This window comes from Photobacterium carnosum (assembly GCF_021236965.1).
Lineage (GTDB): Bacteria > Pseudomonadota > Gammaproteobacteria > Enterobacterales > Vibrionaceae > Photobacterium > Photobacterium carnosum.
Genome location: NZ_WMDN01000003.1, coordinates 263,930 through 285,800, shown reverse-complemented (window position 1 = coordinate 285,800; position 21,871 = coordinate 263,930). Strand labels below are relative to the sequence as shown.

Annotated in this window: 25 protein-coding genes and 1 pseudogene; 3 read left to right on the top strand and 23 right to left on the bottom strand. The window is 36.7% G+C overall.

Annotated elements, in window-relative coordinates; genetic code table 11:
• Window positions 1-966: 966 nt before the first annotated feature.
• A pseudogene (locus GLP24_RS04970) lies at window positions 967-2,051 on the bottom strand (type I restriction endonuclease).
• Window positions 2,052-2,577: 526 nt separating this feature from the next.
• Here GLP24_RS04970 and GLP24_RS04965 point away from each other — a divergent pair.
• The gene (locus GLP24_RS04965; protein ID WP_232615625.1) at window positions 2,578-2,727 is read left to right on the top strand and encodes a hypothetical protein; all 150 of its coding nucleotides are present in this window, start codon (window positions 2,578-2,580) and stop codon (window positions 2,725-2,727) included.
• A gap of 102 nt (window positions 2,728-2,829) precedes the next feature.
• Here GLP24_RS04965 and GLP24_RS04960 read toward each other — a convergent pair whose 3' ends face one another.
• From GLP24_RS04960 to GLP24_RS04930, 7 genes are all read right to left on the bottom strand, one after another.
• On the bottom strand, window positions 2,830-2,988 hold the full coding sequence (locus tag GLP24_RS04960) for a hypothetical protein (protein ID WP_232598848.1): 159 nt from the start codon (window positions 2,986-2,988) through the stop codon (window positions 2,830-2,832).
• Window positions 2,966-3,181, bottom strand: coding sequence for an HP1 family phage holin (locus GLP24_RS04955; protein WP_232615624.1), 216 nt, complete (start codon window positions 3,179-3,181; stop codon window positions 2,966-2,968). Before GLP24_RS04955 ends, GLP24_RS04960 begins: the two co-directional genes overlap by 23 nt.
• A 177-nt stretch (window positions 3,182-3,358) precedes the next feature.
• Complete coding sequence (locus tag GLP24_RS04950; RefSeq protein ID WP_232615623.1) at window positions 3,359-3,823, bottom strand: hypothetical protein; 465 nt, start codon at window positions 3,821-3,823, stop codon at window positions 3,359-3,361.
• Between the two features lie 74 nt (window positions 3,824-3,897).
• Window positions 3,898-7,110: a reverse transcriptase domain-containing protein gene (locus tag GLP24_RS04945; RefSeq protein WP_232615622.1), complete on the bottom strand. Its 3,213-nt coding sequence runs from the start codon at window positions 7,108-7,110 to the stop codon at window positions 3,898-3,900.
• A gap of 182 nt (window positions 7,111-7,292) precedes the next feature.
• The gene (locus tag GLP24_RS04940; RefSeq protein ID WP_232615621.1) at window positions 7,293-7,787 is read right to left on the bottom strand and encodes a hypothetical protein; all 495 of its coding nucleotides are present in this window, start codon (window positions 7,785-7,787) and stop codon (window positions 7,293-7,295) included.
• Window positions 7,788-7,915: 128 nt separating this feature from the next.
• Window positions 7,916-8,263, bottom strand: coding sequence for a hypothetical protein (locus tag GLP24_RS04935; RefSeq protein WP_232615620.1), 348 nt, complete (start codon window positions 8,261-8,263; stop codon window positions 7,916-7,918).
• Window positions 8,264-8,493: 230 nt separating this feature from the next.
• Window positions 8,494-8,832, bottom strand: a complete 339-nt coding sequence (locus GLP24_RS04930) for a tyrosine-type recombinase/integrase (RefSeq protein WP_269154960.1) — start codon at window positions 8,830-8,832, stop codon at window positions 8,494-8,496.
• A gap of 576 nt (window positions 8,833-9,408) precedes the next feature.
• Between GLP24_RS04930 and GLP24_RS04925 the strand changes: the two genes are divergently transcribed.
• Window positions 9,409-9,741 carry a hypothetical protein gene (locus GLP24_RS04925; protein ID WP_232615618.1) on the top strand — a complete coding sequence of 111 codons (333 nt, stop codon included), beginning with the start codon at window positions 9,409-9,411 and terminating at the stop codon, window positions 9,739-9,741.
• A 27-nt stretch (window positions 9,742-9,768) separates the two neighbouring features.
• The gene (locus GLP24_RS04920) at window positions 9,769-10,458 is read left to right on the top strand and encodes a hypothetical protein (RefSeq protein WP_232615617.1); all 690 of its coding nucleotides are present in this window, start codon (window positions 9,769-9,771) and stop codon (window positions 10,456-10,458) included.
• Window positions 10,459-10,945: 487 nt separating this feature from the next.
• Here the strand turns inward: GLP24_RS04920 and GLP24_RS04915 are convergent, their stop codons facing one another.
• The 15 genes from GLP24_RS04915 to GLP24_RS04845 form a co-directional block, all read right to left on the bottom strand.
• Window positions 10,946-11,479: a type II toxin-antitoxin system YafO family toxin gene (locus GLP24_RS04915; protein ID WP_232615616.1), complete on the bottom strand. Its 534-nt coding sequence runs from the start codon at window positions 11,477-11,479 to the stop codon at window positions 10,946-10,948.
• Window positions 11,472-11,606 carry a hypothetical protein gene (locus GLP24_RS19835; protein WP_269154959.1) on the bottom strand — a complete coding sequence of 45 codons (135 nt, stop codon included), beginning with the start codon at window positions 11,604-11,606 and terminating at the stop codon, window positions 11,472-11,474. The genes GLP24_RS04915 and GLP24_RS19835 overlap by 8 nt, the downstream gene beginning before the upstream one ends.
• Window positions 11,607-11,701: 95 nt before the next feature.
• Window positions 11,702-12,055, bottom strand: a complete 354-nt coding sequence (locus tag GLP24_RS04910; RefSeq protein ID WP_107274097.1) for a type II toxin-antitoxin system PemK/MazF family toxin — start codon at window positions 12,053-12,055, stop codon at window positions 11,702-11,704.
• On the bottom strand, window positions 12,055-12,309 hold the full coding sequence (locus GLP24_RS04905; protein ID WP_107214036.1) for an AbrB/MazE/SpoVT family DNA-binding domain-containing protein: 255 nt from the start codon (window positions 12,307-12,309) through the stop codon (window positions 12,055-12,057). Before GLP24_RS04905 ends, GLP24_RS04910 begins: the two co-directional genes overlap by 1 nt.
• 417 nt (window positions 12,310-12,726) lie before the next feature.
• Entirely contained in the window at window positions 12,727-14,031 is a 1,305-nt protein-coding gene (locus GLP24_RS04895; protein WP_232575586.1) for a site-specific integrase, read from the bottom strand.
• Window positions 14,031-15,005, bottom strand: a complete 975-nt coding sequence (locus tag GLP24_RS04890; RefSeq protein ID WP_232575585.1) for a contractile injection system protein, VgrG/Pvc8 family — start codon at window positions 15,003-15,005, stop codon at window positions 14,031-14,033. The genes GLP24_RS04895 and GLP24_RS04890 overlap by 1 nt, the downstream gene beginning before the upstream one ends.
• A gap of 3 nt (window positions 15,006-15,008) precedes the next feature.
• Entirely contained in the window at window positions 15,009-15,212 is a 204-nt protein-coding gene (locus GLP24_RS04885; protein WP_045044485.1) for a hypothetical protein, read from the bottom strand.
• Window positions 15,209-15,577: a phage tail protein gene (locus GLP24_RS04880; protein WP_036794900.1), complete on the bottom strand. Its 369-nt coding sequence runs from the start codon at window positions 15,575-15,577 to the stop codon at window positions 15,209-15,211. Before GLP24_RS04880 ends, GLP24_RS04885 begins: the two co-directional genes overlap by 4 nt.
• Window positions 15,578-15,585: 8 nt before the next feature.
• Window positions 15,586-18,348 carry a phage tail tape measure protein gene (locus tag GLP24_RS04875; RefSeq protein ID WP_232615614.1) on the bottom strand — a complete coding sequence of 921 codons (2,763 nt, stop codon included), beginning with the start codon at window positions 18,346-18,348 and terminating at the stop codon, window positions 15,586-15,588.
• 112 nt (window positions 18,349-18,460) lie between these two features.
• Window positions 18,461-19,030 carry a phage tail assembly protein gene (locus GLP24_RS04870; RefSeq protein WP_232575583.1) on the bottom strand — a complete coding sequence of 190 codons (570 nt, stop codon included), beginning with the start codon at window positions 19,028-19,030 and terminating at the stop codon, window positions 18,461-18,463.
• A gap of 63 nt (window positions 19,031-19,093) precedes the next feature.
• The gene (locus GLP24_RS04865) at window positions 19,094-19,588 is read right to left on the bottom strand and encodes a phage major tail tube protein (RefSeq protein ID WP_232575582.1); all 495 of its coding nucleotides are present in this window, start codon (window positions 19,586-19,588) and stop codon (window positions 19,094-19,096) included.
• Complete coding sequence (locus tag GLP24_RS04860; protein WP_232575581.1) at window positions 19,581-20,756, bottom strand: phage tail sheath protein; 1,176 nt, start codon at window positions 20,754-20,756, stop codon at window positions 19,581-19,583. The genes GLP24_RS04865 and GLP24_RS04860 overlap by 8 nt, the downstream gene beginning before the upstream one ends.
• 2 nt (window positions 20,757-20,758) lie before the next feature.
• Window positions 20,759-20,950 carry a hypothetical protein gene (locus GLP24_RS04855; RefSeq protein ID WP_232575580.1) on the bottom strand — a complete coding sequence of 64 codons (192 nt, stop codon included), beginning with the start codon at window positions 20,948-20,950 and terminating at the stop codon, window positions 20,759-20,761.
• 57 nt (window positions 20,951-21,007) lie between these two features.
• The gene (locus GLP24_RS04850) at window positions 21,008-21,235 is read right to left on the bottom strand and encodes a tail fiber assembly protein (RefSeq protein ID WP_232575579.1); all 228 of its coding nucleotides are present in this window, start codon (window positions 21,233-21,235) and stop codon (window positions 21,008-21,010) included.
• Window positions 21,236-21,249: 14 nt separating this feature from the next.
• Window positions 21,250-21,870, bottom strand: coding sequence for a hypothetical protein (locus GLP24_RS04845; RefSeq protein ID WP_232575578.1), 621 nt, complete (start codon window positions 21,868-21,870; stop codon window positions 21,250-21,252).
• Between the last annotated feature and the right edge of the window lies 1 nt (window position 21,871).

Sequence of the window (21,871 nt, the reverse complement as noted above, 5' to 3'; positions counted from 1 at the left end):
ACAGACTAAAATAAATAATCACGAGGATTTTACTGGTTACTTTCTTTGATTCATTATAAAAACAACATTATAGTGAGTTATTATCAGAATAATATGCAAAATTAAAGGTATTCATCACCATAGCGCGCCAATAAAGAACAAAAACAACTCAATAATGACAATAATACAACTATACGTCTCTCATCTATCACAAAAATCAGCAATTAAGTTACGCTGTCACAATTTAAAAGTAAGTAAAAATATCACCTCTTACCCACCCTACTTAGCATATTTATATTTACTCATTACTATTTCATCAAACAAATACCGTAATTATAAAATATACGTTAAGTTAAAAATTACTCTATGAATTTAACTATCAAAGAATCATCACCTAAAATTAATTTTCAATAAGTGTCTCAGTACCAATTAACTGAATATTATTATCAACAGTACATCTTCCATTACAATTTATGAACTATCATATTCATAGAGATGAAATAAATCAAACAATCACTTGGCACTTGGCACTTGGCACTTGGCACTTGGCACTTGGCACTTGGCACTTGGCACTTGGCACTATTGTAGTCAGTCATTACCGGAAAGATATAAAAAATTAAATATGGAAGGCTGATTTAAAGGTGATACCCGTTACCAGCACACCATAAATCGAGTTTATTTTCTCATTTTATTAGTAAAACTTGTCAATAATGAACTAAATATGTCCAATTAGAATAACTGCCCTACTGTAAACATCACTTATACCACAAATAACAGCTTAAACGTGACACTGTCACACTGTAAAAGTAAACAAGAAAGCAACTACCGACATTCGCCGCTATCGGAAAACATCATACTGAACTTAATGGGTAATCAACGTATATTTTAATTAGTCACGTTGAAGCATTAGAGATATTTCAAATCACAAGTCGAGCAACAATGTATCTTGTAAAAAACAAATCAAGGAGGCCTACCCTCCTTAATTTATCATTTAAACTTAGATGCTGCTTCTAACAACAAATCGCTATGCATAAAAATATCATCTAATGCTGAAATGGGATGTCTAACTTCTTTCTTATTTTCACCAACGACACCAAGATACTTTTGTTTTGCATTAAAATGTAATCTACATAATGGTTTTCTATTATTATCATCTAATAACACACCAAAGTAACTTTGCGTATCTCGATGAGTAATACGTGCAACTGCAAATTTTGAACGCAAAATTGCTTTAATAATATTAAAACCATCTAACTCATCTTGCGTTGTTTCAACCTTAGCTTTTTCATCTACTATATCTAACTCAATTTCAGCTATAGACTCAGGCATTAACGGTGTCTTCATTGAAATATCATCATTAGTACCAATCGCAGATTTTAATCGATTATTAATACTATCATTTAAAAATTGCTTTAAAGCTTTCGTTGTAATATCTAAAAATTGAGCCTTAACTTTTGCAGTTTGTACCCCTTCATATACTCTCGATGTAAAGAACTTAACAAATTCTTCTTCTGGAGCATTAAACTGTTCTTTCAATACCACTTTGATCTGATTAAGATATTTAAGCTCTCCAGCTGCATCAACAACTGAATCTACATCAAATGAAGACTTAGTCAGTTTTTTAACTTCTGGAACAATATGCTCGTCTAAGTCAGACATATTCAAGATCAAAAATGGTTTTTCATCCATTTTATTTGGAGCATCTAAATCTGTATAAAATTCATAAATATCACCATTAGTAAGTATGGCAATACGAGCATTAGTAACTGAAAAATATCGGAAAAGTTGGCTTGCATGTTTGGTTGATAATTTTTCACCAAATTTTTTACATTCAATTAAAATTTGAACTTCACCATCTTTAAGAAGAGCATAATCAACTTTTTCTCCTTTTTTAGTACCAGTATCCGCATTAAATTCAGGAACAACTTCCGTTGGATCAAAAACATCGTAACCCAAAACTGTATGTAAGAATGGCATAATAAGAGCATTTTTTGTTGCTTCTTCTGTCTCTAATGTAGAACCTATCTGTGAGATTTTTTTGATAAACTCTGTAAACGATCGATAAAGTCCATATACACACCACTAATTAAACAATTAAATTAATTGCATATATTACTATATCATATCGGTTTCATATAGGAGCGATAAATTGCATTTTCTTATGCAGTAACTTGCTATTATTTGATCTATGTATAATTTTGAATGCTAAAAATTATCAACTGTTCCGCAATATATGATGCTTAAATCAGCGATAAGTCACTGGTAATAATTAACTTATATTACATTGTGTCATTGATTACAGTAACTTTTAACCTAATTATATAAAACAATTAAATCAGTTTGATTATTTCTTAGGACACTTCACAGACAAAGTTATTTATTTTACGTATCAATCTAATACTATATAAATATAACTTATTTTAATTATTGAACCACATAAATAATAAATCTAGTACGTTCTGATGTTTGTGTTTATATAACTGTACCACTTCAATCTATACCAAAAAATATATTAAATAACAAATAACCATAAAATTCAGGACATGATTTAATATACTATTATACAAAGCCACTATATAAAAAAGAGCTGGAGAGATCATGAACAAAACAAAAACTAAGCGTTTATCGGCTCAAGACATGCTCAGCCTACTCTTGAAAAATGCTAAAACATTAATGTCGAATAAATACAAAACTTCTGCACCAGAATCAAATAGAAAGCGTTTGTTTTTATTTTGTTCTTCTTTTTGAATTGGTATATATCACCTTCGAAAATAACATCATCTCTAATACTATTAGTCATCCACATTATTATTAACTTTTATTCAAACTCACACTGACGAATAAACAAATTCAAGCCAGCCGCTCATTCGCACATAACGACCTATCACAAAATCCCCCCATCACCAAATAGTCTTCAGCAACGTACTCGCCCACTAATTCTACTACAACCGCCAGCACACTCGCGACCAAGCAGCCAATAACGCCACTAGTCTTCTTCAATTTGCTCATGGATTTTCTTCACCTCTGGATGGTTTTGCAGGGCTTTGAGGGTTCGATGTCGATAAAACCAGTTAATAAACGCGGTAAATACGGTGGCAAAAATAGAGATGAGCACCCCTATTTCGTTCATGGAAAGACCAGAGGCTACACCGGTTAAACCTGCCCAAAGGTAGGCAAACCAGCTAATAACTTTCTCTCTCATAGGCGAATTTCAGACATAAAAAACCGCCTCAAAGGACGGTTATGGATTAAATGGAATCCTAAAACGACAAAACCCCACCGAGTAGGTGAGGTTCTGCAATGTGGTGATATTGCCTAGATTCTTAGTTTAAGTCAATAGTAGATAATAATTCATTTAAAAATAGAAATAATCCAAATGCTATTTTTTCTTAGGGCAAGTACAGCAAGTTTCGAGAATGGCTTTATTAATTAAACTTGTTAATCTTTTATCCCAATCCCCTCTTTTTACACTTTCTGATTTATTTAAATGCCATGAATGATACTTTAGTTGACTTAAAAGCGTAGTTTCCCAATCTTTATCATTTCCTAGTGCTTCAATAATCTGTTCAAACGAATAAAGCATCTTTGCTACAAACCAACGATATTGAGTATAATCATCTGCATTCCGTGTTATTTCAGATTCCTTTCCATCAGCAAAAATAGGATGTTGAAAACAAAGGGTCAAATAATCTTGGTATGCTATTTTTGCAGTTGATATTTGACTTTCTTGTTTAGAACTATCTAATTGCTTTTTAGCGAAAAAAACAGCCACAACAGCTACAATAGCCATAACTATATTAGCAATTGCAACTAACAAATTTGTTTCAAAAAGAGTTTTAAACATTATTTTATCCTACAATTCAACTTCTGTTTTTATAAAAAACCAATTACTTTTCATTCATAAAAGAAAGAAAAAAATTATTTCTTATTTCCTGCTGGCCGAGTCTTAATCGGTTTGTTAGATTTCATTGATAATCCTATATCTCTAAAATCAAACATATTCATTTCAAAACTGGATATTGAAACTTGATGAGACCCATGAGTATGTGTAATTAATTTATCAAATTTGTTACTATAGGGAGCTTTAGCGACAGAGCCACCAAATTCACCACTATTGACTAATACTACATATTGGTACATATGATAAAATAATGAATCAAGCATACTATCAAATGTAGCTACATCTTTATTCATTGCGGAAATAATATAAGCATTTGATTTACTTTTAAGATCAGCACTAAGTTCAATATCGGTAGCATCATAACAAATAGAACCTGTAAGTTTAAATCCTTCTTGATTTTTAAAAGCAGGATGCAATAATTCAATTATTAACTGATATGGTCGCCATGGTGTAATATCCCTTATTTCTCCAATCGTCATATTATACTTCCCTTGTAAGCGTTTAATAAATCGTCGACCTGAGTTTTTTTGATTAGGTATTATCCATATGGCTGTATTATTTAATTCATGATCATTATTTATATGACTAAAACTAATACCAGCCAAAATAATTGCACCAGTCTTATCAGATAATCGTTCTAAAATATCTAAATCATCTGGTGACACTGATAATTCAGGCCATATAATTAAATCAACCTTACCTTTTAATTTTGGTTTTTCATTAGAATTATCTACAGTTTCAATATTATGAAGAATAAGCTCTGCTACTGATGCTATATGCCGACGATGCTTTGCTCTATATTTCGGCTGATCAAGTTTTAAACCATAAAGGCTAAAATCCGCCTCCATCGGTAATAGTGGTTGCACCATCATTACATTTAAACTTTTTTTGTCTTTACTCCAATTTAGATTAACCTTTTCAACATATGTTGGAATATTTGTTAGACGACAAAATCCTTTCCCTTGAATTTCGATTCTTTTTTCTATGAGTTTATTTAATTCAATTAAATTCCATTTTTTTGGCCAATCATAATCATCGCTTACATTATCAACACCAGGCCATTGCAGTAATTTAAATAACAATGAAGAGAGCCAATTACTCATTGGTGATTTACTATCTCCAAAGATTTCTGGAGAGTGAGCAATACCTATTTGACGTTTCAGTAAATTTGATTTAATACCTCGATAAGTAGGATTTCCCTGATCTATAGTTAAACTCCCACTCCAATCAACCAAGCCTAATAAACAATTACGGATAAACATTCCTATATAATATAATGAATGATGTTCTTTTATAAGCCATTTTGGAGGTGAATGGAAAAATTTATCCTTTGCCGACAAATAATTAATTTCAACATCTAATTTAGTTGAATTATTTAATTGTAGAAGACTATCCCAATCAGAACATTCAACTGTACAATTAGAAATATCAATTGGATTGGGTATTTCTGATTTTACAAACTGTTTCAATATTGACTGCAAAATCATTAATATTCCATTTTCATGTCTAAACGGATTATCCTTAGCTCTTAAAATAGCTAACAACGATATTTTTTTATTATTGTAGCTAGATAACTTTCCTCTTACTTTAGAAGCATTTGTTAATCCAAGATAATTAGACATATCTTTTACTTCTCTATACCATGTTAATCCCTGCTTTCTTGATGATTTATAAATAATCTCAAATAACTTTGGATCACCTAACATAATAGATCTACAAATTGATTTTAAATTGTGATAGTTAAGAGTTTTACTCTTTTCTTCTTCAGGAGGAATAGAAAATGGTATCCATGTTACGGTACAAAATTCAAAATTAAAATCAAACATTTTACTGTTTATTTTTTCTAATGTACTTTCAATAGACCTAATTACTTTATTTTTATCTGATGCTATCTGATATGCTAATAATATTGCCGTCGTCAATTCAGTTTCACTAATATCAATATCAATTGTTCTAAAACCATTAATTATTTGAGTTATAATATTAAAAGTTTTATCTGACATTTCATTTTTTAATGCTGAATCGTTTCTTATTAAGCAAAAAAACAATATTTGCTCACGAAGAGCATCATGCAAATCACCAAGATCACTTAATTGTGAAGATGCATAATTTTCTAAAAAAGTAAAATATCCTTGATAATCAGAATGAGCAGGAAAAGACCATTTATCTTTTATATGAATAACTGTTGCAGAATGCCTTAAAATCTCACTCAAACAATACTCAGCTAATAAAACTAATTCCTTATTATCTCTTTTTCTTACGTCTTCTAAATTTTGTATTACAGGTCGTAATAAATCAATATGTGGAAATAGTTCAAGTCCTTTTTTTAAAAGGAGAGTTAATGATGGATCTTTTGCCCATTTAGAAATTAATTTTCGCGCCATTCTTTCCTGTAAATAATCCCAACTTCCAGCAATAGGCTCCCCTCTATCATTAACATCTTGAGCAATCATATTACGTTTTTGTTTTAATAGATTATGTATCTTATTTGCAGTAAATCGTAATATAGTATCTTTTCTTACATCATTAAATGTTGTATCAACAAAAGCTAATTGACTTACAAAATTTATTTTTACGTTATTATAGTCACTATTCGATATATTCAAATTATCTGAAAGTTCAATTAACCCTTCTAGATGGCCTAATTGCTCATCTAGTTCATGTAGTGGCATAGGACCACTAACTTTGCTTTGAATATCTGCTAATTTTGCAGACACAGCCCCCTCTTTAGAGCTAAAAATCTTCACTTTTGTTTTTTTTTCTTGAATATTAAGCTTCAAATCTTTCGTACACTTTTCAAATGCAATTAATATTTTTTCAGCTATCTCTTGTTCAGTATATTTAAATTTAGTAACTTTAACGATTAAACGGAGATCATCCACATAACGACATGCATCTATTAGAAATATATCATCTTCAAATAAAGGTTTACCAATACAACTTGAAACAGCATCATCAAATTCTAACATATATATATTAGATAAAAATCCTCCTGCAACTAAACCTTGAGGTATACCTTTTTTATTTTCTAAACTAGTAATATCTTTATTTATACAAACATCATCATATAAACTTATAGATTCTTTACTCCAACTCCAATTTTCGAAACTATCTAACACATATTTCATACAGCTATCTGGATCTTTACGAGTTATATCTTTAATCAACTCGGATATTTTTTCAACAAGTAAAGTTCTATCTACTGAATCATAAAATTTAGCAAAATCCAAGTGTACTTCATATATCTGCTCATCACTTTTTTTTATCTGTCTTGCTTTTCTTCCAAAATAAATAGGTCTAGATAAAAACTGTTGGTAATCTTTGAAGAATTTACTATATACGTTACTATTACCCCATGAATAGTTAGCTTCATCATCTTTATATCTACAATATAATCTATTACCATAGTTAATTATTTTTTTTCATGAACAAAATCAAAACTAGTTAAAGGATCACCTTGAATTGATTCAACCTTATTTGCAATAAGCATCATTAATGCAGTAAATAATACTTGATCATCTATAGATACATGAGCTAATGGCCGCATTGGTTGTAATAACTTACTATCATTATCAGTCGATATTGGTGTCCATTTTAAAAGTATTTTATCTTTTCCTGAAATATTCTTATCAGTATTGTCTTCTATAAACTCCCAAGTATGAGATTTTGGTATTGGTATAAGTTTAAGATCCGATAAATTTAAACTTTCAGAATCTAAAGATGATGAAATATGACTAATTCTTTTATCTAGCTCTAAAGCTGACTTATCTAAGTCTAAACAATCGACATAAGAATTCATTCCTCTAATATGCTGATGTGCTTTTTTCCAAGCATTTAACAAAACAACTTCATCAATTAAGTAATCTTTTATAGGCAAAAGATTACTATATATTTTATTAAGTAGCATTTACTAATATCTACATTATGATTTCATCACAATATGATACATTACTTATATCAACCTAATAAGGTAATTATCCTAACAATTTGATCTAAATAGGATTAATAAAAAACAAAGACACAAAAAAGAAACATCTACACAACAATTAAAACACTCTCCCTCTCAACTTGCTCTTCCATCGCCATAACAGCTATCACTCTATTCTCCACCAACTGACTCAACACCACGTTATAACGCTTAAATCGACTATAAATCACAGGCAGAACTTGAGCAAAATACGCAAAGCGCGTTTCTTGCGTCCATACAATACGACCCGCTTTACAACACTGGCACTTACAACGATTACGGTTCTTATCCACCACAATGGCACTACCATTACACTCTGGACACACTTGGCCGTTCTGTTGAGTCACTTCAGCTATTGCAGTCGCACATAACGCTGTTAACGCCTTTTCAAGGTAAACACCACGCCAATATTCCATTAAACGTAATGTTTCACCTCTGGTCGCTATTTGCAGCTGTTTAAGAGCATGAACAGTATATAAATAAATATTAGGTCGAACCCATAAAGGGACATTTCCGTATTAGGAACTATATCCAACACAGATTAAATCCATAACCAAACCTACTTCAAATAATTATCCAGCTTCTCAGCATACAGCTCATACCCTTCTAACTGGTCTTTCAACCAATCATGTTTGTTATAAACTGCTCATATCCCACACAGCTCATGGCCTAACATCTTCTCGACTACATGTGGCATTACACCAAGCTCTGATGCACAGGTGGATAACGAACGTCTAAAATCATGGGTACACCAATCGTCAATGGGTAAGCCATATTTTATACGGCGGATATAACGGTTAGCGGCTGAAATAGTTATCGGCTTATCAAGATCACCACCAGGGAACAACACATCATCGTAGGTTGCCATTACTCGTTCTAAAATCGCCCTTGCTTTAGTTGGTATTGGGCGTCTTATTGGCGTGTTGATTATGGTTCGCTTTATTGGATGAGCTATCAGTGATCGATTCACCACATGTTTGAGCATTAATAACGCCAATGCAAAACAGTAAAAAATAACCCTACAACACGCGAATAGTAGATTCCCTATCGCCCTCCGCGAGCATTCACTGTAGGGAATGACGATGGGGACGCTTTATTTTCCCTAAAAACTTGCCTCTGTTAGGTCAGTTACGGGATACTTAGCTTTATAACGTATTGCTTTAAGAAAATATTAAGTTGATATGCAGCGTGTCATTAATTGCGGTAACTTAATATTGAGCCAACGGCTTTTGGGAAAACTATGAAAAAAACCAACGAACCAAGCTTATACTGGATTGACTCTAATACGTCACCTGTAACCATTTGATATAAAATAGCCAAATGACTTTCTTTGTTACTAAGGACACTTCAGGGACAATAGCACATATTAATTCCATTAAATTAGCATAGCCTAAATCATTCTCTACTGACTGAATGACACTACTCCGTATAGTTTCCATAATATAAAGAAAAGCTAACATTTATATATTGATAATTATTTTTTAAAAGCATATTTTACGTGAAAGTAAAAATACTTATTAATAATTCTGTATACAAAGCGTACTTGGTAAGGAATGTAAAAATGAACAGTCATGATTTTGATAATTGTAGAGAATTCCTAGAGAATTTAATTAAACAAGAAGGCATTAATGAAAGTCTTTTAAATGTCTACTCCAAGTTAATTGAACTTAAAAGTCTTCACGATAAAGAAATTGAAAAAGCTGTAATAGAAAAAGAAATTCGAGAATCAGAGTCTTATAACGATCTTCATGCAAAAAAGCATCGGAATGACACCGATTATGATATCACAAGAGATAACAATCAGACATCAGATTACAGAGAAGATCATCATACGCTTCGTGAATTGGGTATTGATTCGTTAAAAAGTATCGGCAATAGAAATCATAAATATTAAATTTACTTAGTTTGTAGGAAGTCATAAATGATGATGATAAATAAAGAAGAATTTGCCCCATCGATAGAGCCTACAGGCGATAAGATTCATAGGCTTGTAAGAGCTGGGATTGGCTTATCCCCAATGTTCTCTGGAACAGCCCTTGAGTTATTGAACTCTATTGTTGAAGACCCATATAATGCACGGAGAACACGTTGGCTTCATACCCTTACCGACGCGTTTAATAATACTTCGATAGATATGGAGAGGCTTAAAGCAGATGTAGATCGACATAATGCAGTTTTAAGTGCAATTCTAAAGTCAACAGATATAGCTCTAAAGACCAGTGATGTTTCTACTCATGACGCTCTTGTACAGTTGATTTTGAATTCAATTAAAACCAATAACGTTAGTGAAGAGTTGAACTCAATTTATCTTTCTACAATTAGCCAATTAACAGCAAGTCACCTAGCATTATTACGCTTGTTTAAGATCCGTGATCGGTATAAATCAGGGTCTGAATTACCTAAATATGAAGCAATATTAAGACAAGAGATCGAACAATGTGAGGGAGTGTCTAACTTAATACCATCTTCTCGTCTATTGAGTGATTTGCACTCAATGCAATTAATTTTCTCTCCTGAAAGTTCTCCTTGGTCGAGTGGTTGTACAAACTATAGCACGATGATGTTATCTGAGTACGCAGACGGCTTTTTAGCTCATTTAAACGCAATTTAACAAATAAGAATATGTATCCGCGTAGCCGACACATATCCGAAATATTGGACAAGCCTAAACCACCTCAAATAAGTAAATATTAAAAAAATCATGAAGGATGATACTGAAAAGAAATCAAGAGTTACCCTTAATTTTCCTAATACCTGCCAGCCTTAATAAATTAAAGAGCCAAAGCAGTTTATGTCCAAGGATATTTTAGGCCTAGTAATTTCGTCATTACCGTAGTAACCACGATATGAATATTTTTTAGGTAGCGTTACGCATCACGATCTTCCCTTTACCACCGAAAATAGTCTAAATCACCAACCTCGGTGGTGGTGGCTAAGAGAACCAGAAAATTTTTATTTCCCGAGAGTCTGCCTCGTTTGAAGTTTCTGAACGCCCAGAAGAACCTAACAATATAAATAGGTCATATATAATCAAGTAATGTTTTATCTCTACAAATAAAAACGAACCATAAAGGTCCGCTTCTATACGTAAGTTATATTTAAACAAAACAACCTTGATTATTCGGATAGTTTTCTCTATGCCATTCAGCCAGCACTAATAACTCTTCAATATAACTACGCTTATAATATTTATGAGCCCCGCTTTCATCTTCAGGATCAAAATCAGAGAGTATTTCATGAACTACAAATACAAGTTCATTAATATCATCCTTTTTATCTGTATATTTGAATGCTGAATATATGAGGGCATTTTTAGACGTTGTATACCATTGAACTTTAGGTGGCTCAGACCATTCAGCATCAGTATCAATATGGATATGTGCTAAATTATCAATCCAAATTTTTGCTAATAAATCTTTTGGAAAATCAAAAATTCGATCTCTACCAAAAAAACTATGAAGAGATGGCTCCTGACGTTGAGTTGATTCTTCATTAGGAGCTGCAAAATTATCATTCGGATTTTGTTGAATTGACAATTCTTTATATAACTTAAATTGCTCAACTATAAATTGTTCGGGAGGACTAAGATAACAATCATCACAAAGGTCATGAATTACAACAACTTTAATCAAGCAATCCTCTCTTCGTTATCTTAGCTCGAATTCGCTTTCGAGACTCAGACATTGTAACGCCTGGATTTTTCCAATCTGTTTTTTTACCAAATGGATTTTCAATTACTTTTCTTTCGATTTTTTCCATAATTAAGTCCTCTCTTGGCTTATTTAATCATTATACAAGAAGAGCTCATTTAGTCAAAAATCAATAACTACAAAGCACTTCATCATTAACTGAAATTAATCTTCAAACAGCGTGTCAGCACCAATCAATGGAATAATTCTCAACAGTACATCTTCCATTACACCACTGTCTGCAGTCGTAATTAACTTAGCACTACGGTCGGCCCATGACAGGGTTTGAATCAAACTTGCTGCCACTACTGATGGCTTATCTAGGTTCTTAACAGGTACTTCTGTCACTCCACCACGAATGCTTGTACTGATTGGACAACAAATTAATAGTCCAGACTTCTGATTATACTCTTTGCTCGATAGCACTAAAGCTGGACGATATTTACCAATTTCTTTACCTTTTACTGGTTCAAAATCTAACCAAACAATATCGTTCCTTTGCGGTATATATTTCACCATTACTCGCCTAGCTCCTTGGCTGAAACAACCGCAATTTCATCTGCATGAGCAGTATACGCATTCATGCTTTGTAATAATTCTTTTTCACTAAATGGAAAACGTTTTTTCTTTGCTTTAATTGGCTCAATAATAATTTTACCGCCTTCTGTTTTTACTTCGATTTCTGTGCCTTCTTCAAGACTCAACTGACGAATAAAAGCAGCAGGAATAATGTTACCTAAGCTGTTACCTATCTTTCTAACTTGAGTACGCATACATTACCTTTACGTGGCTACTTTGTTATAACACCAATTATTGTATGCTTAACTGCCAGTGTCAACATTGTTATAACTTTCATTCAAACTCATACTGACGAATAAACAAATTCAAGTCCGCCATTCATTCGAACATGGCCACCTCTTACCAAATACCCCCTTTCCCAAACCATCTTCAACAAAGTACTAGCCCACGAACTCGACAACTCACAACGCTCGGCAATCTGCTCTGCTGTTACCTTTTCACCAGGAATTATTAACTGCAGAACTTTCAACTGGGTTTTACTCAATTTTATTAGGCCAACTTGATGAGGAACAACGCGAGCTGATCCCATCAAATTAGCACTGATTTGTTCGTTTTTCGTACAAATCTGCATTCTTATTATCATCCGCTGAGGTTTATAATGAAAAGTGGCTTCAAGCCAGTCTGGATAAGGGTTTATCGAGGGTGTCATTTTGAATCGAGACAGGTGCTAGACAGGTACACCATCCTTTTTTAAGCCATTTATGGTACATTTCTAACGCTTCTTTCTTCTGTAATTCCATATGTGTATGGATATAGGCTTGATCTAGCTTATCTCGAGCATGATTAAGTAAAGATTCACAGACAATGTAATCAACCCCCAATTCCGCCCATATTGAACGTGCTCGCTTTCTAAGATCATGGGCACTCCATGCTTGCTTTGATACTCCTCGCACCCATTCACTGGCTTTAGCACTGTGGATTGGCTGATTATTCCAACGAGATAACGGGAACAAGTGATCACTGTTATAGCCTAGTCCACGTTGCCATGTTTGATATGAACGTAGTAGTTCAATCATCTCAGCGGTAAGTGGATAGCTCATTGCTACCCCATTCTTGGCATCTTCTTTAGGGATTAACCATCGCTTTTCAATAAAGCTGATATTCCGCCATGTTGCCTTTCTAGTCTCTCCAATACGAGAGCCATGCGCTAACATCATCATCAATAGTAATCGTTGTGGTGGTTGCTGTTGGCCAATTGCCGGCAAGATATCAATCAGGTCTTCAGTATTCACTCGACAGCCTTTGATTTGAGCTTCTGTAACAGAGAAAGTCTCAGGAAAAAACGTCTTAAATTGCACCTCTGATAGTGGATTGGCGGTAATGTGTTTCAATCGTCTAGCGATAGAGAAAGCTGTTTTCAATAAGAAGAAATTCGCCCTCACATAACTCACTGAATAGCCTTGTTCAAACATAGGCTGAATCAAGGCACTGTCTATCTTTTGATGGTCCATATCAGTGATAGCAACGCCATGAAATAGGCTCATAACGTGGGTTTCAGCCATACTTTTTAGGTTATTCAATCGCTCTTTCGTGGAACGTTTTAAGGTGCATTGCCGCTGAACATGCCAATCAACCAGCTGATCTACCGTTTCAAAGCGATTACATTCAATGGCTTTTCCTTTGGCTATTTGGACTGATACCGCACTCACCACATCCATAATGTCTTTGGCCTGAGTACCAGGATATTTAGCAATACGGTATGGGTATTGTTTGCCTGCTTCATAACGATAAAACCACCACGTTCCACCGGTTCGAGATGCATTAAACCGCAAGTAAAGTGGGCATCGAACATCTTTTAATTGGCGTACACGTTGATCATTAATATGACGTTTGATTTGAGCATCAGAGATTTTTACGGGGAGGGTTGCAGAAAAGAAGGCATGTTGATTAAAGCGAATTTTACTGTTTGTGATCATTACTCACCTATTAACGTTGCTTGAATACTCATTCGATTGGGTTGTAATCCTTGGCCAGAGAACGACACTTGATCAACAGAACATTGACCTTTGAAGGCACGAGGAAAAGTGTCATCAAGTAGCACTAACCCTTCAGCAAAAATGGTGGGATTAGGCGGTGCTTCAATGCTGATCTTTCGTCCTTGGCGTTGCATTTTTCGAAGCTCGGCAGCACACGCTTGTTCTGCTTCCTTCTTGGTGTTCTTATCTTTGCCTAACGACTTAAACGGTTTACTCCCCACCTTAACTTGTTGCCGGCTTCCATCTGCAGTTGAACTATAAAAAGCCTTAACACCATTAAAATCTTGGCGACCGTCTAACTCTGCTGACACATTAACAAAGTCACTATTGCCCGGATGATTCACCACAGGGAGTGACAGCGTAACGCTTTCAATACGCTTACCTGAAGCACTACGTTGTTCACCCATTGGCACAAAGATAAACCGCCCTTCAACAGGTTTCGCTATTGCATCATAAGACTTAGCCAAGCGGTTCATAAATGCAGGTGTACTTTCATCAGAACGATCAATATGCTCGATTTCAATTTTTTGTAATCGCGGATGAACAAAAACATCAAAGCCATGAGGGGTAAGACAGTCATACACGACTTGTCCTACTGTTGTTTTATCCCAACTGCACGACTTACGTTCACGATAACCACTTTCATCTTTGATAGAGAAAGGCGCAACAGTGAGAACTAACGTGATCTCTCGTGGATATAAATTTACTGACCGTTTTGATATCTGAAAACTATCCCGTACAACATCCCCCAATCGCACCGAATAACGTTCACCTTTGGGTGGCAGTCCATCAACATCATCAGAGCTCACCACCAAAGTGACGTTATCGCCTTCGGTACCGTTGCCATCATTCAACCGCCATGACTTTAAACGGTCCAAAATCAAATCAGCATTATTGCCTATTAAATGAAACATTCCTTAATCCCATGATTTAGTAACACGTTGAGTTTTAGGTACCTGCTTGACTTGAGGTAACACTACTTCGGTATCGACAAAAAAAACCTCACGCCGAACGTGAGGATTTAATTGATAGAAGGCTTGTTCTAATTGGTCATTATCTTGGCCAGTGTGCTTATAGAGTAAATCGGTGATCAACTCACCGGCTTTGGCGCTTACCTTCACTCGCGGTACTCCTTCAATTGCAGCATGACATCTGTCACCATGGCTTGGCCGTTATGGATCAATGCCGACTTACCTTCTTTCAGTTGTTGAATCGTCCATTTACCTAAGTTAATGCCTTGGCCATCACTGACTTGTTGTGGAGATTCAATTAACGTTCGGAGCTTTTCAACTGACTCTTGCGCCCCGTATTGCAACCATTTTGCCGTTATATCAAGGGTTTCAAGCGGTTTTCCGGTCATTTCAGAGCGAGCGTCATAAATCAAACTGACTTCTGAATACGCGCCTGGTGAAGTTCGCTCAAACTTCATAATTGGTGTTTTATCACCCACAGAAAAAACGAACTCACCAATCACTAAATGGTGCATAACGATCCTTAGCTATCTCTATCAATAGCGGCATAACTAAATTGGGTGGATAAGGTGTTCTCACCCATTAATGACGATAATTGTTGGTTCATTTGACGGGTAATTTCTTGCGCTATCAGCTTTTCATCTTGACCCGCTGCAGCTGTTATTTGAAAAGTAGGTGAAAAAGATATGGGTGGGCTTTGCTTGGCCATCGCCTCTTTACTTTGAACTTCATCAACCTTTTTAGCGGTTTCTTCAGGTGAATCGAGTTTCTTGCCAAACCAGCCGCCGAGCATTTCACCGCCCATGCCACCCGCAATAGAACCCAACAAACCACCAATCGCAGTACCGATACCAGGTAAAATGAAAGTACCAATAGCAGCACCTAACGCACCACCGCCCATAGAACCACCGATATCCCCCAATGCACCGCCTGTTTGTTCCATATCTCCATTAATGACACCTTCAACAACGGAAGAGGCATTCATCATCATTCCTAATGGTTTCAATACCTTGGTTAGTCCTGTTTTACCCGCAGTTTCAGCAATATCACCACCAATTCCAATCACATCCATTGCATCTGATGCTATCGCGTCCATAGGCATTAAAGCTAATCCAGAACCCGCTAAGGCCATAGCTGCACCTTTAGGGGTAACATTACTTACCAAAGACTGAGCACCAGAACCCACCTTTTGAGCCATTTGACTTTCCATAACAGAACTAAGTAGCCCACCTAACCCTTTACGGCGACCACGAACACGGCGACGACCTTTACGCTTTTTACGAGAACGGGCTTCTTTACCTACACTGCTATTGCCTTTCCTTTCTGGCCCTTGGCTAGATGAAACAGCCGCATTTAAGCTTCGCCAACGTTTGGCAGCCAATGCCGCAATCCGCCCACCGTCTTGGGTTTCACGATTTAAACCTTTCGTAAATAAACGGGTTTTATCCATCGAATTACCAAAGACGAGCGATAACGCTTTCCCCGCTAATAACACCCCTTTCAAACCAATAAACGCTGCAACACCAATACCCACCGCTTGAGTGACACCAGTATTCGCTTCAGCAAAGTTAGCCAGTAAATCAACACCTTTACCTAACGGTTCAAGTACCCAATTAAGAGCTGGCAATAACGCGGTACCAAACACTACACTGAGTCGATTTAACTTATTCACGAACATATCAATGCCACTACCTGTAGTACTGATTCTGGCATTGTATTCTTGGTCAAGAGAATCAAGATGAACGGTAGAATCTTCTTTTGATAGCGTTAACAGCTTAGTGAAATTCGCCATATTGCCCGATAGGGATGCCACTGCACCTTTGGCTTCTTCACCAAATATCTGACTTAATATGGCGCTTTTATCTTCTTTTGGTGCCTGATTAACGGCATTAAGCACTTCAATCAAGGTGCCTGATGCATCATCTTGCATTCTTGCGGCAATATCATCAGCATCTAAACCAATTGAGGCCATCGCTTTTTGTTGAGTACCACTTGCTGCATCACCTAACGTCAATCGACCGGAGATATTCTTCAAGGCTGTTGCTGCACGCTCTTCACCCATGCCTAATGACAATAATGAAGCCGATAATGCCGTGGACTCATTAACTTTAAAACCACCTGTTTTGGCAGATGCCCCTTCACGCGCCATCACACCCGCAATATCTTTCGCTTTGGCATTTGAGTTGTTTGAAAGATAGTTAGCCAAACCAGCAACATTCATTGCCCCTTGTTGATCAACACCTAATGCCGCCTTAAATATTGATAAGGTTTCACCGGCTTGACCCGCATCCATATCAAAGGCAACGCCCATCTTAGAAGAATCAAGTACAAAGCTTTTCAGTTCATTGATGTCTTTAATACCACTTTGACCACCTGCCGCTAACATCGCATTGATATTATCGGCACTCATGGGTGTTGTGGTTGAGGTTTTCAGCGCCCACGATTTCAATTCGGTGGACTGCTCATCACTCATGTTGACGACTTTTTTTACATCAGCAAATGAGGTTTCATTTTTAATCGCTGTCCAAATAGAACCAACAATCGGTGCTGCCGCTGCCGCTAATCCTGTTGCTTCACTGCCTATTTCACCTAACTTCGCCTTACGACTATCAATCCGACCTTGGATTGATTGCATCTCTTTTAAACGAGCATTCTGCTTTTCAAGGGCTAAGGTGGCTTTATCAGCTTGTTGTTTTAAACGGTTTTGTTCATCACCAAGCTTATCGGTACTCACACCCGCCGCTTGCAGTGAGCTTTTTAACTTGTTTAGCGTGTTATGTTGCTTTTCTTGCCTGTCGGTTAACTTACCCACTTTTCCGCTGGCACGTTTATAAGCAACAGAGAGATTATTAGTTTGGGCTTTGTTCTGATAAATCTCAGTATTGAGTGATTCAAGTCGAAGTTGAGCCTCTTTTAGCTTAACTTGTAAGACCTGTGCCCCTTCCTTTGAGGCTTGTTGCATTTCCTTATTTAACCCACGAATTTCGTTCTGAGTTAAATTGTATTCACCCCGCAATTGGGTGGTTTTCTGCTTACTCTCAGCGATGGTAGCACTAAGAGACGTCATGGTACTTTTGGTTTCAGCTAATTGAGCAGACAGCTTTTCAGCTCTAAGCTCTGCCGCTTCAAAGCCTTTAATACCCTTTAGCTGACCATTTAATGACTGAACCTCACCCCGTTGTTCTGCCAATGCTGCAGTTAATCGTTCTGTCGCGGTCGTGGTTGAAACAATGTCTTTAACACCTTTGACTGACGCATCTAAGACAAAACTAATCTTTTCGGTCATTGTTTGACTCCGAGCTTAGATAAGATCAATTCATAACGCCGTAATGCCTGGTCTTGTGACCATTCTCTGAGTTCACTTTCAGTGGTATTTCGGTGCATTGGGATCAAATCAATCAGAGCTTCGACGTCACGGGGCGAAAGTAATCCCCCGCAAGTTGAAAAAAAGCGCCCACCTGCGGTTTAATGGCTAAGTAATCATTCAATGCCATGGCGTCCATATCTTGTTTATCTAAATGACATACCACCCGAAACATAAACTCTTCACGTTCGTAATGATCATCAATATCTGCCAATGCTTCAGAATGTTTCACCTTAGGAACAGCAAATTTAATGTGGCTAATGGTTTCTTCTAGTTCATTGGTAAACGGAAACGCCAAATCAAATTCAAAGTCTTTACCTGTTAATGCGTGATCATTCATTTCATCGGATGGCGTTAAGATAAAAGCACGAATATCTTGATGTAATTGGGTGAAATCAGGCACCGACAGCTCTTCAAACTCAGTTGGTGTTAAGTCCGTACAGGCTAAAATCATCGCCTTAAACTGCTTAAATTGTTCCGCTGCAGACAGATCATCCTTCATCACAAAAGGCAGCTTACGAAACGCGCCTAAGGTAATGGTATTAATCGTTAATTTATGGCTACCTGTACGGGTAAAAAACGGAAGTATGATTTGTTTATTCATTGTTTTTCCAAAAAATTCATCAAAAAAAGCGCCCGTAGGCGCTATTCGTTATTCAAGATAAAATTAGATTGAAATGATGCCGGCTAATCCCATCAAATCGACACCACCAACAATCGTTTTACCGGTATTCACATTAATATCGTGAACGATAATGCCAGTATCATGTTGGGTATAAGCTTTACAGGTCCCTTCAATGGTAATGGTTGGCTTCTCACCCATCTTCACCGCTTCTTTCTTAATGGCCGTGATCGGTCCATACATTGAATAGGTTTCCACATAAGGAATGCCATCAGTACTTTTGCCTTTTTCAACCACGTTAATCTGAGCATTACCCATGGTGTACTTACCCAAAGAGCGCGATAACACCCCATGTTCGCCTTTCACTTTCAATGACCAACTGAGCTTTTCTAAGCCCACGGTATCTTCAGAAGCCACAAATGCCCCTTCGTTATTGGCTAACTTGGCTTTTACTTCTGGTGGTGTAAAGTCCACAATTTCATTCATCAATGGCACAGATTCAACCTGTGCCGTAATACGCATACGAATACGATCAGCCATTTACCACCTCATCAAGCCATGCTGCAATTAACCCGTTATCAACACTCATTTCATACACCATGTGTTCATTTGGTGAGTAGCGGCCATAGTTCACGCATAGGAACCACCGACCCGATGTATAGTTTTCTAACGTATTCTTAGTGGGATGAAGAAAGGCTTTAAATACCGGAATCACGGTCTGCGCCACTAAGTCTTGTCCCCAATTGGTTAAACGATCAACAACTTGCTGCATGAACTCTTCAGTTAATTGTTTACCTAATAACGGTTGGCTGGTTTCTTCTAACTTACGTGCCATCAAGTCTTCTAAACCAACATGGGAGATAAAACGTCCGGTATTAGTGCGGTTACCAATGATCGAATAACCGCCCATCCGTGTATGCGCTATCGTCACCAACCCATGCTTATTCAGAAAGTTCGCTTGCGTGGTTTTATCATTGATTTTATAAGCAATATTACGGGCGGTTTCATCACACACCACAGAGCGATTTTGTGGGCTTTCCCAACCTGATACCGAAGCCATTGCCGCGACTAATGCAATGGATGCTGGCATTAATACCTGTACGCCATCGTAAGTTTTCATAAACCAAGGATCGATAATGCACAGTTTATCTTCGCCCGTCCCTTCAGCGCCAAACTCTGCCGCAAACTCTGCCGCTGCCATATCATTGGTGTTTGGGCCATCAAGTACAGGACGACAACGTACATCGCGCCCAATTAACGCTAACTTTTGTCCTACTGCTTTTGAATGAAAACCAGGGGCGGCAATAATAGTGGGTGTTTCAGGACAAGCCTTAACGGTTTCCAAACCACGAATGGCACCGGTTGCTGAATCCACACCACCAATCACATTAGCTTCTGTTGCTGCAGTAGTCGCACCAACTTCTACTACTGTCACATAGAGTGCGCATTTCACGTACTCAAACAAGTAACGCACCACGGTAGGTAACGAACCTTGACGGTTACCCGTTGAATCTAATGCCATCATTGCATCAGCATAATTCCATAACCGTGTTGGCTCGTTATAAGCAATAGAGCCGCGTTTATCGGGAGCTGTACCAATCAAGTGCACCACCTGTTGCGCTAATGGCCCCATACTTGGTTGCGGTTCAATGGTACGAACCTCAACCCCGTTTAATTCAAAATCTTGAATGGGTGCTAATGAACTCATTGTTACTGTCCTTTGGCTTGTTGTTGGGTAGGAAGTTGTGCCGGTTTACCAATCTTGCCATTCATCAACAGAAAAGCTGTTTGTGTTGGATGCAAAGCAATAGTGTTATCTGTAGGTGAATACCAACGCCCATTTAAACGAAAAGGCTGCAAGATCGGATGATCTTGCAGCCCTGTTTGATTCAAGGTTGCCATGTTGTTCCTTATTAACTCAGATTTTAGATATAAAAAAACCGCCAACTAGAGCGGTTTCTAAAGGGTTGGCTTCGTTGGCCATGCAATGTCATCAGGATTATCGTAAGTTTGGGGAATATCACGAAGAGCTTGGCGATAAGCTGTAAATTCAGCTTTCTTTTCTGATGTTAATGGTGAATCAGAAACTTGCATGAAATCAGTTTCTAAAATCAAATTATCGCGACGAGAACGAGTCGCTGCCCAGTTCATTAGTTGAATCACTTTTTGAGTTGGTTGATTTATCATTAAAATATACCTAATTAAAATACAACAGTTTCAGATAAACTAAATTTAGCCTTCAAATCATTAACATTAAATAAACGACCATTACCCACACGCATCGTATCTACACGACACGTAGTAAAATAAATAGAAGGTATTTTAATACGTAGAATTACATTACCATTTGAATCGGCATAACTTGCCGGCGTAAAATTACCAAAGGCATTTTGATTTAATAATGATCGAGATACTGAGTAACAATAACCAACGATAGTTTCATCAATGATCTTAGCTGTACCATAACTATAGCCACGGATGTTAAACCAAAACATCTCATTGTTTTTATTAATATTTAAAGGCGTTTTAAAATGTATAAATACATTACCGGATGCTCCTAAATCATCAGGATTAGAAAACCCACCAACACCAGCAACCCCTTGCACACCACCAGTTCCGATAACTTGTCCTTGAAAAATGCTCATTCTCATTGCACCAGCAATACTTTCATCACCCAGTACATCTTTTTTATTACGCCATTCATCAAATTGGGCTTCAGCGCTATCCATGCGCTTATCTATTGTCCCAATCTTGCCATTCACGGCACCCGTAAGGTTTTCTGAGGCTTTAACCAATGCCCCTATTTGTTGTTCTAAACTCATT

What these genes read in the sequence shown, in the direction of transcription:
- GLP24_RS04965 (WP_232615625.1), top strand. Translation starts at nt 2,578, where the DNA reads ATGAACAAAACAAAAACTAAGCGTTTATCGGCTCAAGACATGCTCAGC.
- GLP24_RS04960 (WP_232598848.1), bottom strand. Translation starts at nt 2,988, where the DNA reads ATGAGCAAATTGAAGAAGACTAGTGGCGTTATTGGCTGCTTGGTCGCG.
- GLP24_RS04955 (WP_232615624.1), bottom strand. Translation starts at nt 3,181, where the DNA reads ATGAGAGAGAAAGTTATTAGCTGGTTTGCCTACCTTTGGGCAGGTTTA.
- GLP24_RS04950 (WP_232615623.1), bottom strand. Translation starts at nt 3,823, where the DNA reads ATGTTTAAAACTCTTTTTGAAACAAATTTGTTAGTTGCAATTGCTAAT.
- GLP24_RS04940 (WP_232615621.1), bottom strand. Translation starts at nt 7,787, where the DNA reads ATGCTACTTAATAAAATATATAGTAATCTTTTGCCTATAAAAGATTAC.
- GLP24_RS04935 (WP_232615620.1), bottom strand. Translation starts at nt 8,263, where the DNA reads ATGGAATATTGGCGTGGTGTTTACCTTGAAAAGGCGTTAACAGCGTTA.
- GLP24_RS04930 (WP_269154960.1), bottom strand. Translation starts at nt 8,832, where the DNA reads ATGCTCAAACATGTGGTGAATCGATCACTGATAGCTCATCCAATAAAG.
- GLP24_RS04925 (WP_232615618.1), top strand. Translation starts at nt 9,409, where the DNA reads ATGAACAGTCATGATTTTGATAATTGTAGAGAATTCCTAGAGAATTTA.
- GLP24_RS04920 (WP_232615617.1), top strand. Translation starts at nt 9,769, where the DNA reads ATGATGATGATAAATAAAGAAGAATTTGCCCCATCGATAGAGCCTACA.
- GLP24_RS19835 (WP_269154959.1), bottom strand. Translation starts at nt 11,606, where the DNA reads ATGGAAAAAATCGAAAGAAAAGTAATTGAAAATCCATTTGGTAAAAAA.
- GLP24_RS04910 (WP_107274097.1), bottom strand. Translation starts at nt 12,055, where the DNA reads ATGGTGAAATATATACCGCAAAGGAACGATATTGTTTGGTTAGATTTT.
- GLP24_RS04905 (WP_107214036.1), bottom strand. Translation starts at nt 12,309, where the DNA reads ATGCGTACTCAAGTTAGAAAGATAGGTAACAGCTTAGGTAACATTATT.
- GLP24_RS04895 (WP_232575586.1), bottom strand. Translation starts at nt 14,031, where the DNA reads ATGATCACAAACAGTAAAATTCGCTTTAATCAACATGCCTTCTTTTCT.
- GLP24_RS04890 (WP_232575585.1), bottom strand. Translation starts at nt 15,005, where the DNA reads ATGTTTCATTTAATAGGCAATAATGCTGATTTGATTTTGGACCGTTTA.
- GLP24_RS04880 (WP_036794900.1), bottom strand. Translation starts at nt 15,577, where the DNA reads ATGCACCATTTAGTGATTGGTGAGTTCGTTTTTTCTGTGGGTGATAAA.
- GLP24_RS04875 (WP_232615614.1), bottom strand. Translation starts at nt 18,348, where the DNA reads ATGACCGAAAAGATTAGTTTTGTCTTAGATGCGTCAGTCAAAGGTGTT.
- GLP24_RS04870 (WP_232575583.1), bottom strand. Translation starts at nt 19,030, where the DNA reads ATGAATAAACAAATCATACTTCCGTTTTTTACCCGTACAGGTAGCCAT.
- GLP24_RS04865 (WP_232575582.1), bottom strand. Translation starts at nt 19,588, where the DNA reads ATGGCTGATCGTATTCGTATGCGTATTACGGCACAGGTTGAATCTGTG.
- GLP24_RS04860 (WP_232575581.1), bottom strand. Translation starts at nt 20,756, where the DNA reads ATGAGTTCATTAGCACCCATTCAAGATTTTGAATTAAACGGGGTTGAG.
- GLP24_RS04855 (WP_232575580.1), bottom strand. Translation starts at nt 20,950, where the DNA reads ATGGCAACCTTGAATCAAACAGGGCTGCAAGATCATCCGATCTTGCAG.
- GLP24_RS04850 (WP_232575579.1), bottom strand. Translation starts at nt 21,235, where the DNA reads ATGATAAATCAACCAACTCAAAAAGTGATTCAACTAATGAACTGGGCA.
- GLP24_RS04845 (WP_232575578.1), bottom strand. Translation starts at nt 21,870, where the DNA reads ATGAGTTTAGAACAACAAATAGGGGCATTGGTTAAAGCCTCAGAAAAC.